This window comes from Streptomyces sp. NPDC053432, assembly GCF_055585365.1.
Genome location: NZ_JBVJKF010000005.1, coordinates 23230 through 36947, shown reverse-complemented (window position 1 = coordinate 36947; position 13718 = coordinate 23230). Strand labels below are relative to the sequence as shown.

9 protein-coding genes are annotated in these 13718 nt (G+C 74.5%); 8 read left to right on the top strand and 1 reads right to left on the bottom strand.

Annotated features, from left to right (window positions below; genetic code table 11):
* The first annotated feature begins 2 nt into the window (after window positions 1-2).
* The 8 genes from nusA to ACZ6Y1_RS10505 all read left to right on the top strand — a co-directional run bounded on the left by nusA (window position 3) and on the right by ACZ6Y1_RS10505 (window position 11423).
* Window positions 3-1028: a transcription termination factor NusA gene (gene nusA, locus ACZ6Y1_RS10540; RefSeq protein ID WP_469625812.1), complete on the top strand. Its 1026-nt coding sequence runs from the start codon at window positions 3-5 to the stop codon at window positions 1026-1028.
* 110 nt (window positions 1029-1138) lie between these two features.
* Entirely contained in the window at window positions 1139-1426 is a 288-nt protein-coding gene (locus ACZ6Y1_RS10535) for a YlxR family protein (RefSeq protein ID WP_469625810.1), read from the top strand.
* 147 nt (window positions 1427-1573) lie between these two features.
* Entirely contained in the window at window positions 1574-4672 is a 3099-nt protein-coding gene (gene infB, locus ACZ6Y1_RS10530; RefSeq protein ID WP_469625807.1) for a translation initiation factor IF-2, read from the top strand.
* A gap of 141 nt (window positions 4673-4813) precedes the next feature.
* Window positions 4814-5107: a DUF503 domain-containing protein gene (locus tag ACZ6Y1_RS10525; protein WP_469625805.1), complete on the top strand. Its 294-nt coding sequence runs from the start codon at window positions 4814-4816 to the stop codon at window positions 5105-5107.
* Between the two features lie 28 nt (window positions 5108-5135).
* A complete protein-coding gene (gene rbfA, locus ACZ6Y1_RS10520; RefSeq protein ID WP_469625803.1) occupies window positions 5136-5582 on the top strand; it encodes a 30S ribosome-binding factor RbfA in 447 nt (148 codons plus the stop codon).
* Complete coding sequence (truB, locus tag ACZ6Y1_RS10515) at window positions 5579-6511, top strand: tRNA pseudouridine(55) synthase TruB (RefSeq protein WP_469625801.1); 933 nt, start codon at window positions 5579-5581, stop codon at window positions 6509-6511. Before rbfA ends, truB begins: the two co-directional genes overlap by 4 nt.
* Before the next feature lie 218 nt (window positions 6512-6729).
* The gene (locus ACZ6Y1_RS10510; RefSeq protein WP_469625799.1) at window positions 6730-10338 is read left to right on the top strand and encodes a serine protease; all 3609 of its coding nucleotides are present in this window, start codon (window positions 6730-6732) and stop codon (window positions 10336-10338) included.
* Window positions 10339-10466: 128 nt separating this feature from the next.
* On the top strand, window positions 10467-11423 hold the full coding sequence (locus ACZ6Y1_RS10505) for a bifunctional riboflavin kinase/FAD synthetase (protein ID WP_469625796.1): 957 nt from the start codon (window positions 10467-10469) through the stop codon (window positions 11421-11423).
* Between the two features lie 54 nt (window positions 11424-11477).
* Here the strand turns inward: ACZ6Y1_RS10505 and ACZ6Y1_RS10500 are convergent.
* Window positions 11478-13718, bottom strand: a 2241-nt coding sequence (locus ACZ6Y1_RS10500; RefSeq protein ID WP_469625793.1) for a MinD/ParA family ATP-binding protein, incomplete at its 5' end; no start/stop codon positions are given.

Here is a 13718-nt window from a genome sequence, read left to right as displayed (position 1 = left end):
CCGTGGACATCGACATGAGTGCCCTGCGGGGTCTGGTCCGGGAGAAGGAGATCTCCTTCGACCTGCTCGTCGAGGCGATCGAGTCGGCCCTCCTCATCGCGTACCACCGGACCGAGGGGAGCTTCCGCCGCGCCCGCGTCGTGCTGGACCGCACCAACGGTCACGTGGTGGTGTGGGCGACGGAGGACCCGAGGGACCTCGAAGAGGGACAGGAGCCGAAGGAGTTCGACGACACCCCGTCGGACTTCGGCCGGATCGCCGCGACGACCGCCAAGCAGGTGATCCTCCAGCGTCTGCGCGACGCCGAGGACGACCTGACCTTCGGCGAGTTCGCCGGCCGCGAGGGCGACGTCATCACCGGCGTCGTGCAGCAGGGCAAGGACCCCAAGAACGTCCTGGTCGACATCGGCAAGCTGGAGGCCATCCTGCCGGTGCAGGAGCAGGTCCCCGGCGAGGAGTACACGCACGGTCTGCGCCTGAAGGCGTACGTCGTGCGGGTGGCGAAGGGCGTCCGCGGTCCGTCCGTGACCCTCTCGCGCACCCACCCCAACCTGGTGAAGAAGCTCTTCTCGCTGGAGGTCCCGGAGATCGCCGACGGCAGCGTCGAGATCTCCGCGATCGCCCGCGAGGCCGGTCACCGCACCAAGATCGCCGTGCGGTCCACCCGCTCGGGCCTGAACCCGAAGGGCGCCTGTATCGGCCCGATGGGCAGCCGCGTGCGCAACGTGATGGCCGAGCTGCACGGCGAGAAGATCGACATCGTCGACTGGTCGGACGACCCGGCGGAGATGGTCGCGAACGCCCTGTCACCCGCCCGGGTGAGCAAGGTCGAGGTCGTCGACTGGGACTCCCGCTCCGCCCGGGTGACCGTGCCCGACTACCAGCTGTCGCTGGCCATCGGCAAGGAGGGCCAGAACGCCCGCCTCGCCGCGCGCCTCACCGGCTGGCGCATCGACATCCGTCCGGACACGGAGCCGGACCGGGACGCCGACGGCGACCGGGACGGCCGGGACGCCGACGGGGAATAAAACCGGTACCGGCCGGGGCTTCCCGGACGGTAGACAGGGAATAACACGACAACGTCCGTTCGATTTTTCGCCTGAAGGGGTGAGGTCGGTACGGGGAGGTAGACTTAGGCGTGTCTGGCCGGACGCAAGCCCGCGCATGCCCCGAACGCACCTGTGTGGGGTGTCGGGAGCGAGCGGCCAAGAGCGATCTGCTGCGCATCGTGGCGATCGGAGACCAATGCGTCCCCGATCATCGCGGTACGCTGCCCGGCCGGGGTGCCTACGTGCACCCGGTCATGGTCTGCCTCGACCAGGCGGTCCGCCGCCGCGCGTTCCCGCGGGCCCTCCGGTCCGCCGGGACGCTCGACACGGCGGAGCTGCGCAAAGCCATGGCCGGTGAGGCCGTGGTCACACCGTAAGAAGTAGTACGGCACGGAGCCCCGTGCGGTCAGGTACCTCGCGAGTTGGAAGTAGGTCGAGATTGCGATGAGCACTCGATGAGTACGCGATGAGTACGCCCATGAAGTAGCGACGGTCCGGCGTAACCCGGACCTAAAAGGAGCGAAGTGGCTAAGGTCCGGGTATACGAACTCGCCAAGGAGTTCGGAGTTGAGAGCAAGGTCGTCATGGCCAAGCTCCAGGAACTCGGTGAGTTCGTCCGTTCGGCGTCCTCGACGATCGAGGCGCCGGTTGTGCGCAAGTTGACCGACGCACTGCAGGGGCCCGGCGGCAACGCCGGCAAGTCCGCTGCGAAGCCGGGTGCGCCCCGCAAGGCTGCCCCCGCCAAGCCCGGGGCTCCGACCCCGGGTCCCGCCCGTCCCGCTGCGCCGAAGCCCGGCGCACCGGCCCCCAAGCCGGTCGCAGCGGAGGCTCCGGCCGCCGCCGCGCCCGCACCGGTGACCCCGGCCGCTCCCGGCCCGCGTCCCGGCCCGAAGGCTCCGGCCGCCCCGAAGCCCGCTCCGGCGGCTCCCGTGGCGACCGAGTTCTCCGCGCCTCCGGCGGCCCCGGCCGCTCCGGCGCGTCCCGCCGCGGCTCCCGGTCCCCGTCCGACGCAGCAGCGTCCGGCCGCCCCGGGCCAGTCCGGTGCCCGTCCCGGCGCCCCGCGCCCGACCGGTGCCACCCCCGGTGCCCAGGCTCCCCGCCCCGCGGGCGGCGCCCAGGCCCCGCGCCCCGGCGGCGCCCGTCCGGCCGGTCCCCGTCCGGGCAACAACCCCTTCACCTCCGGCGGCTCCACCGGTATGGCGCGCCCGCAGGCGCCCCGTCCGGCCGGCGCCCCGCGTCCCGGTGCCCCCGGCGCCGGTGGCGGCCAGGGTGCTCCGCGTCCGCAGGCCGGTCCCGGTGGCGCTCCGCGTCCGCAGGGCCCCGGCGGCGCCCGTCCGACCCCGGGCGGCATGCCCCGTCCGCAGGGCGGCGCTCCGCGTCCGGCTCCGGGCGGTAACCGTCCGAACCCGGGCATGATGCCGCAGCGTCCCGCTGCCGGTGGTCCCGGTCCCCGTCCCGGCGGCGGCCCCGGCGGCCGTGGTCCCGGTGCCGGTGGCCCGCGTCCCGGTGGCGCCGGTCGTCCCGGCGGCGGCGGCTTCGCCGGCCGTCCGGCCGGTCCGGGCTCGCGTCCGGCGGGCGGCGGCTTCGGTGGCCCCCGTCCGGGTGGCGGCGGCTTCGGCGGCGGTCCGGCCGGTGCCGGTGGCGGCGGTCGTCCCGGCTTCGGTGGGCGTCCCGGTGGTCCCGGTGCCCGTGGTGGCACGCAGGGCGCCTTCGGTCGTCCCGGTGGTCCGGCCCGTCGTGGCCGCAAGTCCAAGCGGCAGCGTCGCCAGGAGTACGAGGCCATGCAGGCCCCGTCGGTCGGCGGCGTGATGCTGCCGCGCGGCCAGGGCGAGACCGTTCGCCTGTCGCGCGGTGCCTCCCTCACCGACTTCGCGGAGAAGATCAACGCCAACCCGGCGTCGCTCGTCGCCGTGATGATGAACCTCGGCGAGATGGTCACGGCCACGCAGTCCGTCTCCGACGAGACCCTCCAGCTCCTCGCCGACGAGATGAACTACACCGTTCAGATCGTCAGCCCGGAGGAGGAGGACCGCGAGCTCCTCGAGGGCTTCGACATCGAGTTCGGCGAGGACGAGGGCGGCGAGGAGTTCCTGCTCCCGCGTCCGCCGGTCGTCACCGTCATGGGTCACGTCGACCACGGCAAGACCCGACTGCTCGACGCCATCCGCAAGACGAACGTCGTCGCGGGCGAGGCCGGTGGCATCACCCAGGGCATCGGTGCCTACCAGGTGGGCACCGAGGTCAACGGTGAAGACCGCAAGATCACCTTCATCGACACCCCGGGTCACGAGGCGTTCACCGCCATGCGTGCCCGTGGTGCGAAGTCGACCGACATTGCGATCCTCGTGGTCGCGGCCAACGACGGCGTCATGCCGCAGACGATCGAGGCGCTCAACCACGCCAAGGCCGCCGGCGTCCCGATCGTGGTCGCGGTCAACAAGATCGACGTCGAGGGTGCCGACCCGGTCAAGGTGCGCGGTCAGCTCACCGAGTTCGGTCTGGTCGCCGAGGAGTACGGCGGCGACACGATGTTCGTCGACATCTCCGCGAAGCAGGGTCTGCACATCGACTCCCTGCTCGAGGCCGTCGTCCTCACCGCCGACGCCTCGCTCGACCTGCGCGCCAACCCGGAGCAGGACGCTCAGGGTATTGCGATCGAGTCCCACCTCGACCGTGGCCGCGGTGCCGTCGCCACCGTCCTCGTCCAGCGCGGTACCCTCCGCGTCGGCGACACGATGGTCGTGGGCGACGCCTACGGCCGCGTGCGCGCCATGCTCGACGACAAGGGCAACAACATCGAGGAAGCGGGTCCCGCGACCCCCGTCCTGGTCCTGGGTCTCACCAACGTCCCCGGCGCCGGCGACAACTTCCTCGTCGTCGACGAGGACCGCACCGCCCGTCAGATCGCCGAGAAGCGTGCTGCGCGTGAGCGCAACGCCAACTTCGCCAAGCGCGTCCGCCGGGTGTCGCTGGAAGACCTCGACTCGGTCCTCAAGGCCGGTCTGGTCCAGGAACTCAACCTCATCATCAAGGGCGACTCGTCCGGTGCGGTCGAGGCCCTCGAGTCCTCGCTGCTCCAGCTCGACGTCGGCGAAGAGGTCGACATCCGCGTCCTGCACCGCGGTGTGGGTGCGGTCACCGAATCGGACATCTCGCTGGCGATGGGCTCCGACGCCATCGTCATCGGTTACAACGTCCGTGCCGTCGGCCGTGCCGCCCAGATGGCGGACCGCGAGGGCGTCGACGTCCGCTACTACTCGGTGATCTACCAGGCCATCGAGGAGATCGAGGCGGCCCTGAAGGGTCTCCTCAAGCCCGAGTACGAAGAGGTCGAGCTCGGTACGGCGGAGGTCCGCGAGGTCTTCCGTTCGTCCAAGCTGGGCAACATCGCCGGTGTCCTCATCCGGTCGGGCGAGGTCAGGCGCAACACCAAGGCGCGGCTCCTGCGCGATGGCAAGGTCATCGCCGAGAACCTCACCATCTCCGGTCTGCGCCGCTTCAAGGACGACGTCACCGAGATCCGTGAAGGCTTCGAGGGTGGTATCAACCTCGGCAGCTACAACGACATCAAGATCGACGACGTCATCGCGACGTACGAGATGCGCGAGAAGCCCCGCGCGTAAGCGCCAGGCGGTTTGACACCGGGGCCGGTCGACGGAATATCCGTCGATCGGCCCCGGCCGTTGCGTGTACGGTTCTGGTGACCCTGCCGAGCGACGGCCGGCAGGCCACCGAACCCGCACCGGCGGGATATCCGGAACTGCATGTACGTGGGGACTCTGTCCTTCGATCTGCTCCTCGGCGACGTCCACTCGCTGAAGGAGAAGCGCTCCGTGGTCCGGCCCATCGTGGCCGAGCTCCAGCGAAAGTTCTCCGTGAGCGCGGCTGAAGTGGGCGACCAGGACCTGCACCGCAGGTCCCGTATAGGGGTCGCTCTGGTGAGTGGGGACGCGGGGTTCCTCTCGGACGTACTGGACCGCTGCGAGCGGCTGGTCGCGGCGCGTCCGGAAGTGGAGCTGCTGTCCGTACGACGGCGCCTCCACGGTGATGAAGACTGATAGCAAGACATAAGAAGGAGACGGACCAGTGGCCGACAATGCGCGGGCGAAGAAGCTGGCGGACCTCATCCGGGAGGTGGTGGCCGAGAAGCTGCAGCGCGGCGTCAAGGACCCCCGCCTCGGTACGCACGTGACCATCACGGACACCCGGGTCACCGGCGATCTGCGGGAGGCCACGGTCTTCTACACGGTCTACGGCGACGACGAGGACCGGGCCAGCGCGGCAGCGGGCCTGGAGAGCGCCAAGGGCGTACTGCGTTCCGCGGTCGGCCGGGCGGCGGGCACCAAGTTCACGCCCACCCTGACCTTCGTCGCGGACGCCCTCCCGGAGAACGCCCGGACCATCGAGGACCTCCTCGACAAGGCGCGCGCCTCCGACGCCCAGGTGCGCGAGGTCTCCTCCGGCGCCCAGTACGCCGGCGACGCCGACCCGTACAAGAAGCCGGGCGACGACGAGGACGCAGCCGCCGAATGAGCAACGCAGGTCAGACTCCCCCGGCTGCCGCTGGGAGGGGCCCCCGGGACGGCCTTGTCATCGTCGACAAGCCGTCCGGCTTCACTTCGCACGACGTGGTCGCCAAGATGCGCGGGATGGCCAGGACCCGCCGCGTGGGCCACGCGGGCACGCTGGACCCGATGGCGACGGGCGTCCTCGTCCTCGGCGTCGAGAAGGCCACCAAGCTCCTCGGCCACCTCGCGCTCACCGAGAAGGAGTACCTCGGCACGATCCGCCTGGGCCAGAACACCCTGACGGACGACGCCGAGGGCGAGATCACCTCCTCCGCGGACGCCTCCGGGGTGACCCGGGACGCCGTGGACGCGGGGATCGCCAAGCTCACCGGCGAGATCATGCAGGTCCCGTCCAAGGTCAGCGCCATCAAGATCAAGGGCGTGCGGTCCTACAAGCGCGCCCGCGACGGCGAGGACTTCGAGATCCCGGCCCGGCCGGTCACGATCTCCTCCTTCCAGGTGTACGACATGCGCGAGGCCGAGGCCGAGGACGGCACCAAGGTCGTCGACCTCGTCGTCTCCGTCGTCTGCTCCAGCGGTACGTACATCCGCGCGCTGGCCCGGGACCTCGGCGCCGACCTCGGCGTCGGCGGCCACCTGACCGCGCTGCGGCGCACCCGCGTCGGCCCGTACAAGCTCGACCGGGCGCGGACGCTGGACCAGCTCCAGGAGGAGCTGACCGTCATGCCGATCGGCGAGGCGGCCGCCGCGGCCTTCCCGCGCTGGGACCTGGACGCCCGGCGGGCCTCGCTGCTCTCCAACGGCGTGCGGATCGAGATGCCGGACGCCTACGCGCCCGGACAGACCGTGGCGGTCTTCGGACCGGAGGGAACGCTGCTCGGTCTCGTGGAGAGCAAGGGCGGCAAGGCCAAGTCCCTCGCGGTCTTCGTCTGACGTGGAGCGGTGAGCGCCGGTCCTGCGACGCTCACCGCTCCACGACCCCCCTCGGGTAGGTCTCTATCCACCCGGACCCCTGTATTCACCCGTCCGAGCAGGCGCTCGGAGTGAATGGAGGGAGCGTAAGGGGGCGCTTTCGCCTCGCGTGCTTTTCGCGCTGATCTTCAGCTGCCTACCGTTCGTGACAACGGCAGTTGCGGGGGAGTGGTGCGGCCATGGCGGAGCTCGTCACAATCTGCGATCCGGCCGGGCAGCCGCGCGGCAGCGGGTTCGTCGCCGACGACCGCGGCACGGTCGTCACCAGCCATGAGGCCGTCGACGGGCTGACCAGGGCGCTCCTGCGGGACCCGGCCGGGCGCAGCTGCCTGGCCGACGTCACGGCGCTGCCACGGGCCGCGGTGGCGCTCGTACGGGCGGACGGGCTCGGGGTACCGCCGCTGCCGGTGGCGATGCGCGAGGTGATCCCGCAGGGCACGTACGTGCGGGTGCCCGCGCGCGGCTGGCGCCAGGCGCGGGTGCTGGGGTCGGACGCCCTGACGGTGGACCTGGCGATCGGCACCGACGGACGGGACGCCCTGCGCATGGGAGGGGAAGCCCGCGGGGGCCCGGTCGTCGACGCGGAGACCGGAGCGGTGCTGGCGGTCCTGTCGGGCGGCGGCGCGGTACCCCTGCGTGCGGCGGCCGCCGTCGACCCCGCCCTCGCCGAGCTCCTGGCCCGCAACGCGGCGACGGTTCCGGCCTACGGGGCGGACCTGAACCTGGCCGGAGCCCTCGAACTGACGGGCACCACCCTGGGCTGCGCCCTCCCGCTCGAAGAGTCCGTCGACCGGCCGGCCGTCGCAGCCGACCTGGACGCCTTCACCGCGGCCGACGCACCGGTCCTGGCCCTGATCGGACACCCGGGCACGGGCCGCACCACGGCCCTGGCCGCGCTGGCCGCCCGCCGGTCCCAGGGACCCCACCCGTCCCCTACCCTCTGGCTCCGAGGCGCGGACCTCCAGGCCGAGGACCCCGACCTGTCCACCGCGGTGACGCGTGCGCTGGCGACGGCGTCCCGAATCCTCGCGGCGCCCGGTTCCGGCGGGGTCGGGTGTGTGCCGGGGCGCCCCCGCAGGGCGTCGGACCGGGGCACCGCGCACGTGCCCCGGGGCGCGCCCGGCCCCGACGGAACCTCTTCGGCGGCCCGAGCGGGGCAGGCTCCCGGCGCCGGCGGGCCCTCTGACGCGGCCCGGGCGGCGCACCCACTCGGCTGCGCCGGAGCCCCGGAACCGGTCCGGGCGGCGCAGTCACCCGGCATCGCCGAGGACGTGGCGCGGGCGGCCGCGGCCGCCGGGCGCGGGCTGCTCGTCGTGCTCGACGGGCCCGAGGAGATGCCGCCCGGGCTCGCGCACCGCCTGGCCGCCTGGACGGAAACCACCGCCGCCTGGCTCCGGGCCACCGGCACCCGGCTGGTGATCGCGGCGCGGCCCGAGTACTGGGAGCGGGCCGGCGCGCTCTACCCGCCCGGGGCGCTGCACACCCCCGCCCGCGCGGCCCGCCGCCTGCCGCCCGCACTCCCGCTCGGCGACCTCGCCCCCGCCGAGGCCGAGGCCGCCCGGGCCCGGCTCGGCATCCCGGCCGACGCGGTCCGGGAGGCCGACGCCGGGCACCCGCTCACGCTGCGTCTCCTCGCGGACGTCCGCGCCGCCGAGGTGACCGCAGGGCGGCCCGGACGCGACGAGGTCTTCGCCGCCCACCTGGACCTGGTGGCCCTGCGGGCGGCCGTCCGGATCGCCGCCGAGGCCGGCGGACCGCCCGGCAGCGGCGGCGTCCACGGCCCCGGCGTCCGGCGGCTCGCCGCCCGCGTCGCCGGCCGGGTGCACGAGGCCGCACGCCGCTGCCTGGGGCCCGGGCAGGGGCAGCTGGACCGGGCCTCGTTCGAGGAGCTGTTCCCCTGGCGCACCGGCTGGGCCTCGGCCGTGCTCACCGAGGGGCTGCTGGTGCCCGCCGGGCCCGGCTACCGCTTCGCGCACGAGGAGCTGTCGGACTGGCTCCAGGCCGGCCACCTGGACGTCCCGGCGGCGCTGCGCTCCCTCGTCCACCACCCGGCCGGGCCCGGCCTGCCCGTACCCCGGCACCGCATCGGACCCGTCCTGGAGGCCCTGCGCAGGCTCCCGCCGGACCGGCTGCACGCCGAGCTGATGCGCCTGGTCGAAGCCCTGAACAGCTTCGCGGAACCGGGAGGGGGCGGGGTGGTCCCGCCGGGGCCGGGCGCGCTCCGGAGCACCTTCCCGGGCGCCGGGCCGGCAGAGGCAGCCGGCATCCGCACGGTGGCCGCGTCCGACGCCCCGCAGGGGCGCCCCGGCACACACCGGGCCCCGCCGGAACCGGCGCCGGCTCCCGGGGCCGACCCGGCCTGGTGGGCCGCCCGGCTGCTCCGGGAGGCCCTGCTGCGGCTCCCCGACGCACGGCCCTGCCTGCCCGTCCTGCACGCCCTCGCGGAGCACGTGGCGCGGACCGGGCCCGGCGAGTTCGGCGGATGGTTCTGGAACCGGCTGCGGCTGCCCGAGCCCGACCGGCTCGACCTGCTGCGCCGGCTGCTGCCCGCCGACCCCGCCGAGGCACCCCCCGGCGACCGCTACCTCGACGCCGCCGCCCGCCGCCTCGCCCGCGACCCGAAGACCGTGCAGCCGCTGCTCTGCGCCTGGTTCGGCGACGGCCGGCGGCTGCGCGGCCGGCCCGGCGCCACCGTCGCCGGTGCGGCGCAGGCCCTGCTGCACACCCACCGCCGCCTCGCCCTCGACGACCTCACCGAACAGCTCGTCGCCGCCGCGCACCCCCGCGCCGACGAGCTGCTCGCGGTGCTCGCGGAAGAGGAGCCGTCCGCCATGTGCCGGGCCGTGGACCGCTGGGCCCACGACGAACGGCCCGGGCGCCGGGTCGCGGCCGCCGCGTACGGGCTCGCCACCGCCCCCCACGTCCGCACCCCCGCCGACCGCGAGCTGCTGCGCTACGCCGCCCAGGCGCTGCTCGCCCGCCCCGCCGACGCCGCACTGCACGGCAGCGCCCTCGCCACCCTGCTCCGCGACCCGCAGACCCGCGGCCGCTACCTGCCCGACGCCCTCGCCTGCTTCAGCGACCCCGAGCACGGCACCCGGCTGCCCGCCTCCGCGCTGGTCGCGGCCCTGCCCGTGCTGCCCGACCCCGACGCGGTGTTCGCCGCGCTGCGGGCCCGGGCCGACGGGGAGGTGGTGCGGGCCCTGGCCGCGCTCACCACCCCGGGCCTCGCCCGCCGCGCCGCCGAGCTCGTACGGGAGCACCTGGCGCGCCGCCCCGAGGACGCACCGCACGCCGCCGCCTTCGTGGGCCTGCGCCTGGAGCAGGGCCCCGCCGCCGGACCCGTCGTACGCCCGCTCGTCCTGGACCTCCTGCGCGGCGCCCCGGCGGGGGTGCGGGCCGAGCTCGCCGCCGTACTGGCCGCGCCGGGCGCGGAGGAGCCCTCGTACCCGCTGCGGCGCGAGCTGGCCGACGTACTGCTGCGCGAGGAGACCGACCCGCTGGTGTTCGACGCCTTCCTCGGCTCCCTCGCGGCAGGGGCCGCCGACCGCCCGGAGGACCGTACGAGGGAGCTGCTGCGCCGCACCGGACGGCAGCTGCTGCGGGTCCCGGGCGGGGCGGCGGTGTTCGAGCGGCGGACCGTGGAGCTGGCCCGCACCGCCCCGGCGTTCGGGGCGTTGGTCGCCCGCTGGCTGGCGGAGGCGCGAGCCGAGGCGGCGGCCCTGCTGGGGCCGAGCGCGCGGCGGACGGTGGAGACCCTCAGCAGGGCCGCGCTGGATGTGACGTGACGTTCTGACGCGGCAGTTGTCGCACCCGGACGCCGATGCGGGGCAGCGGGCGGCGGCATGGCAGTCTTAGACCTGTAATCGGCATTCAAAAACAAGGCCTAAACGGGTTCGGGCGAGGAGCGGTCACAGTGCAGCGCTGGCGTGGCTTGGAGGACATCCCCCAGGACTGGGGACGCAGCGTCGTCACCATCGGCTCCTACGACGGCGTGCACCGCGGTCATCAGCTGATCATCGGCCGGGCCGTGGCGACGGCGCGCGAGCTCGGCGTCCCGTCGGTCGTGGTCACCTTCGACCCGCACCCGAGCGAGGTCGTCCGCCCCGGCAGCCACCCGCCGATCCTGGCCCCCTACGACCGGCGCGCCGAACTGATGGCCGGGCTGGGCGTCGACGCACTGCTGATCCTGCCGTTCACGGCGGAGTTCTCGCAGCTGTCCCCGGCCGACTTCATCGTGAAGGTGCTCGTCGACAAGCTGCACGCGCGGGCCGTCATCGAGGGACCGAACTTCCGCTTCGGCCACCGGGCCGCCGGGAACGTCGACTTCCTGCGCGAGCTGGGCTCCACCTACGACTACACGGTCGATGTCGTGGACCTGGTCGAGCGGGGCGAGGCGGGCGGCGGCGTGCCGTTCTCCTCGACGCTCGCGCGCAAGCTCGTCGCCGAGGGCGACATGGAGGGCGCGGCCGAGATCCTGGGCCGCCCGCACCGGGTCGAGGGCGTGGTGGTGCGCGGTGCGCAGCGCGGACGCGAGCTCGGCTACCCGACGGCGAACGTGGAGACGGCCCCGCACACCGCGATCCCGGCGGACGGGGTGTACGCGGGCTGGCTGACGGCGGGCGGCGAGCGGATGCCCGCTGCGATCTCGGTGGGGACGAACGTGCAGTTCGACGCGACCGAGCGGACCGTGGAGGCGTACGCGATCGACCGGATCGGGCTGGACCTGTACGGGATGCACGTGGCCGTGGACTTCCTCGCCTACGTGCGGGGGATGGCGAAGTTCGAGTCCCTCGACGGGCTGCTGGAGGCGATCGCGGACGACGTGAAGCGGGCGCGGATGCTGACGGACGCGTACGACCTGTCGCGCTGACGCGACAGCGACCCGGGGGCCCGTACCAGTGGTGGTACGGGCCCCCGGTCGTTCTCAGCCGAGGCGCGGGTCGCGCGGGGGCTGTTGCTGCTGGGGGTTCTGCGGCTGCTGCTGCGGGTGCGGCTGCTGGGGTGCCGGGGGCTGGTGCCAGGGCTGGCCGGGCTGCGGGTACGGCTGGCCGTAGGGGGGCTGCGGCTGCTGCGGTCCCGGGGCCTGGGGCGGCTGCTGCTGGTACTGGGGCTGGCCGTACGGGGGCTGCTGGTGGGGCTGGTGGGGCTGGGGCTGGGCACCCCAGTGGCCGGGGGCGCCCTGCTGCTGGGCCCGTACGAAGTCCTCCGCCACGAGCGCTGAGAGGTTGAAGTACGCCTCGCGCGTCTTGGGCCGCATCATGTCGAGGTCGACCTCGGCGCCGGCCGCGAGGTGCTCGTCGAACGGCACCACGACGACTCCGCGGCAGCGGGTCTCGAAGTGCTGGACGATGTCCTCGATCTTGATCATCTTGGCCGTCTCGCGGACCCCCGAGATGACGGTGATGGAGCGCGAGACAAGGTCGGCGTAACCGTGGGCGGAGAGCCAGTCGAGGGTGGTGCTGGCGCTGCTCGCGCCGTCCACCGACGGGGTCGAGATGATGATCAGCTGATCGGCCAGGTCCAGCACCCCGCGCATGGCGGAGTAGAGGAGTCCGGTGCCCGAGTCGGTGAGGATGATCGGGTACTGGCGGCCCAGCGTCTCGATGACGCGGCGGTAGTCCTCGTCGTTGAAGGTCGTCGAGACGGCCGGGTCGACGTCGTTGGCGATGATCTCCAGACCGGAGGGCGCCTGCGAGGTGAACCGGCGGATGTCCATGTACGAGTTCAGGTACGGGATCGCCTGGACCAGGTCCCGGATCGTGGCGCCGGTCTCGCGGCGCACGCGGCGGCCGAGGGTGCCGGCGTCGGGGTTCGCGTCGATGGCCAGGATCTTGTCCTGGCGCTCGGTGGCGAGGGTGGCGCCGAGGGCGGTGGTGGTCGTGGTCTTGCCGACGCCGCCCTTCAGGCTGATGACGGCGATGCGGTAGCAGGACATCACCGGGGTGCGGATGAGGTCCAGCTTGCGCCGGCGCTCCGCCTCGGCCGCCTTGCCGCCGAAGCGGAAACGGCCCCCGGCGGCGGCGTTGTTGTTGCTCTTCGGCTTCTGCTTGCTGCGCAGCAGGCGGTCGGAGGACAGCTCCACGGCGGCGGTGTAGCCGAGCGGCGCCCCGCCGGTGGTCTGGCCGGAGGAGTAGCGGGGGTCGTGGGGCTGCGGCGGCAACTGGTGCTGGGGCGCGGGCCACTGGCCGCCGGAACGGGGGTCGTACTGCGGGGCGGGGGCCTGCGGCTGCGGCTGGGGCTGCGGGTGCGGCTGCTGGGGCTGGGGCGGGGCGACGTTGTAGCCGCCGTCCTCGGCCCCGAAGGCGGGCGGCGGCGACGGCGGTTCACCCCCGGGCCGGTCCGCGGGGGCGGCCGACAGTACGGGCACCCCGTCGGCCGGGGTGTCGTGCGGTCCGGCGCCCGGCCCGGAGGCGTCCTCGGCCGTGGCCGTGGCCGGGAGCGCCGGGTGCGCCTCGGCGGGAGCGGTCGGCGCGTCGTGCGCGGAGGGCGAGGCGGGCGCCGGGACGGGGAACGGCGGGAGCGGTCCGGCAGCGGCGTCGCCCGCCGGCGGCAGCGCCGGGGCGGCGCCGGGCACGGGCGTACCGCCGACGGGAGTCGACGACGGCACCGGCGCCGGGAAGGGCGGGGCCGCGTCCGGTCCGGGTGCACCGGCGGCCGGGTACGAGGGGGCCGCGTCGGGCGCGGGCGTGCCGCCGACGGGAGCCGGCCCCGGCGCAGGGAAGGCCGGCGCCGCGTCGGGCGCGCCGGCGACGGGGTTCGACGGGAACGCCGGCACCGCGTACGGCGGCGCCGCATCGGGCGCACCGCCCGTCGGGTTCGCCGGGTAGGCGGGAGCGGTGTCAGGCGTGCCGCCCGTGGGGTTCGCCGGGTAGGCGGGAGCGGCGTCGGGCGCACCGCCCGTCGGGTTCGGCGGGTAGGCGGGGGCGGAGGCGGGCGCGCCGCCCGTCGGGTTCGACGGGAAGGCGGGGGCCGGGCCGGGCGTGCCCGTGGGGTTCGGCGGGTAGGCGGGGGTGGCGTCGGGCGTGCCGCCCGTGGGGGCCCCCGGGTAGGCGGGGGCGGAGGCGGGCGCACCGCCCGTCGGGTTCGACGGGAAGGCGGGGGCCGGGCCGGGCGTGCCCGTGGGGTTCGGCGGGTAGGCGGGGGTGGCGTCGGGCGTGCCGCCCGT

Bases quoted from the DNA above. Each gene is read 5' to 3' on its own strand.
- ACZ6Y1_RS10525 (WP_469625805.1), top strand. From the start codon at position 4,814: ATGTACGTGGGGACTCTGTCCTTCGATCTGCTCCTCGGCGACGTCCAC.
- truB (WP_469625801.1), top strand. From the start codon at position 5,579: ATGAGCAACGCAGGTCAGACTCCCCCGGCTGCCGCTGGGAGGGGCCCC.
- ACZ6Y1_RS10510 (WP_469625799.1), top strand. From the start codon at position 6,730: ATGGCGGAGCTCGTCACAATCTGCGATCCGGCCGGGCAGCCGCGCGGC.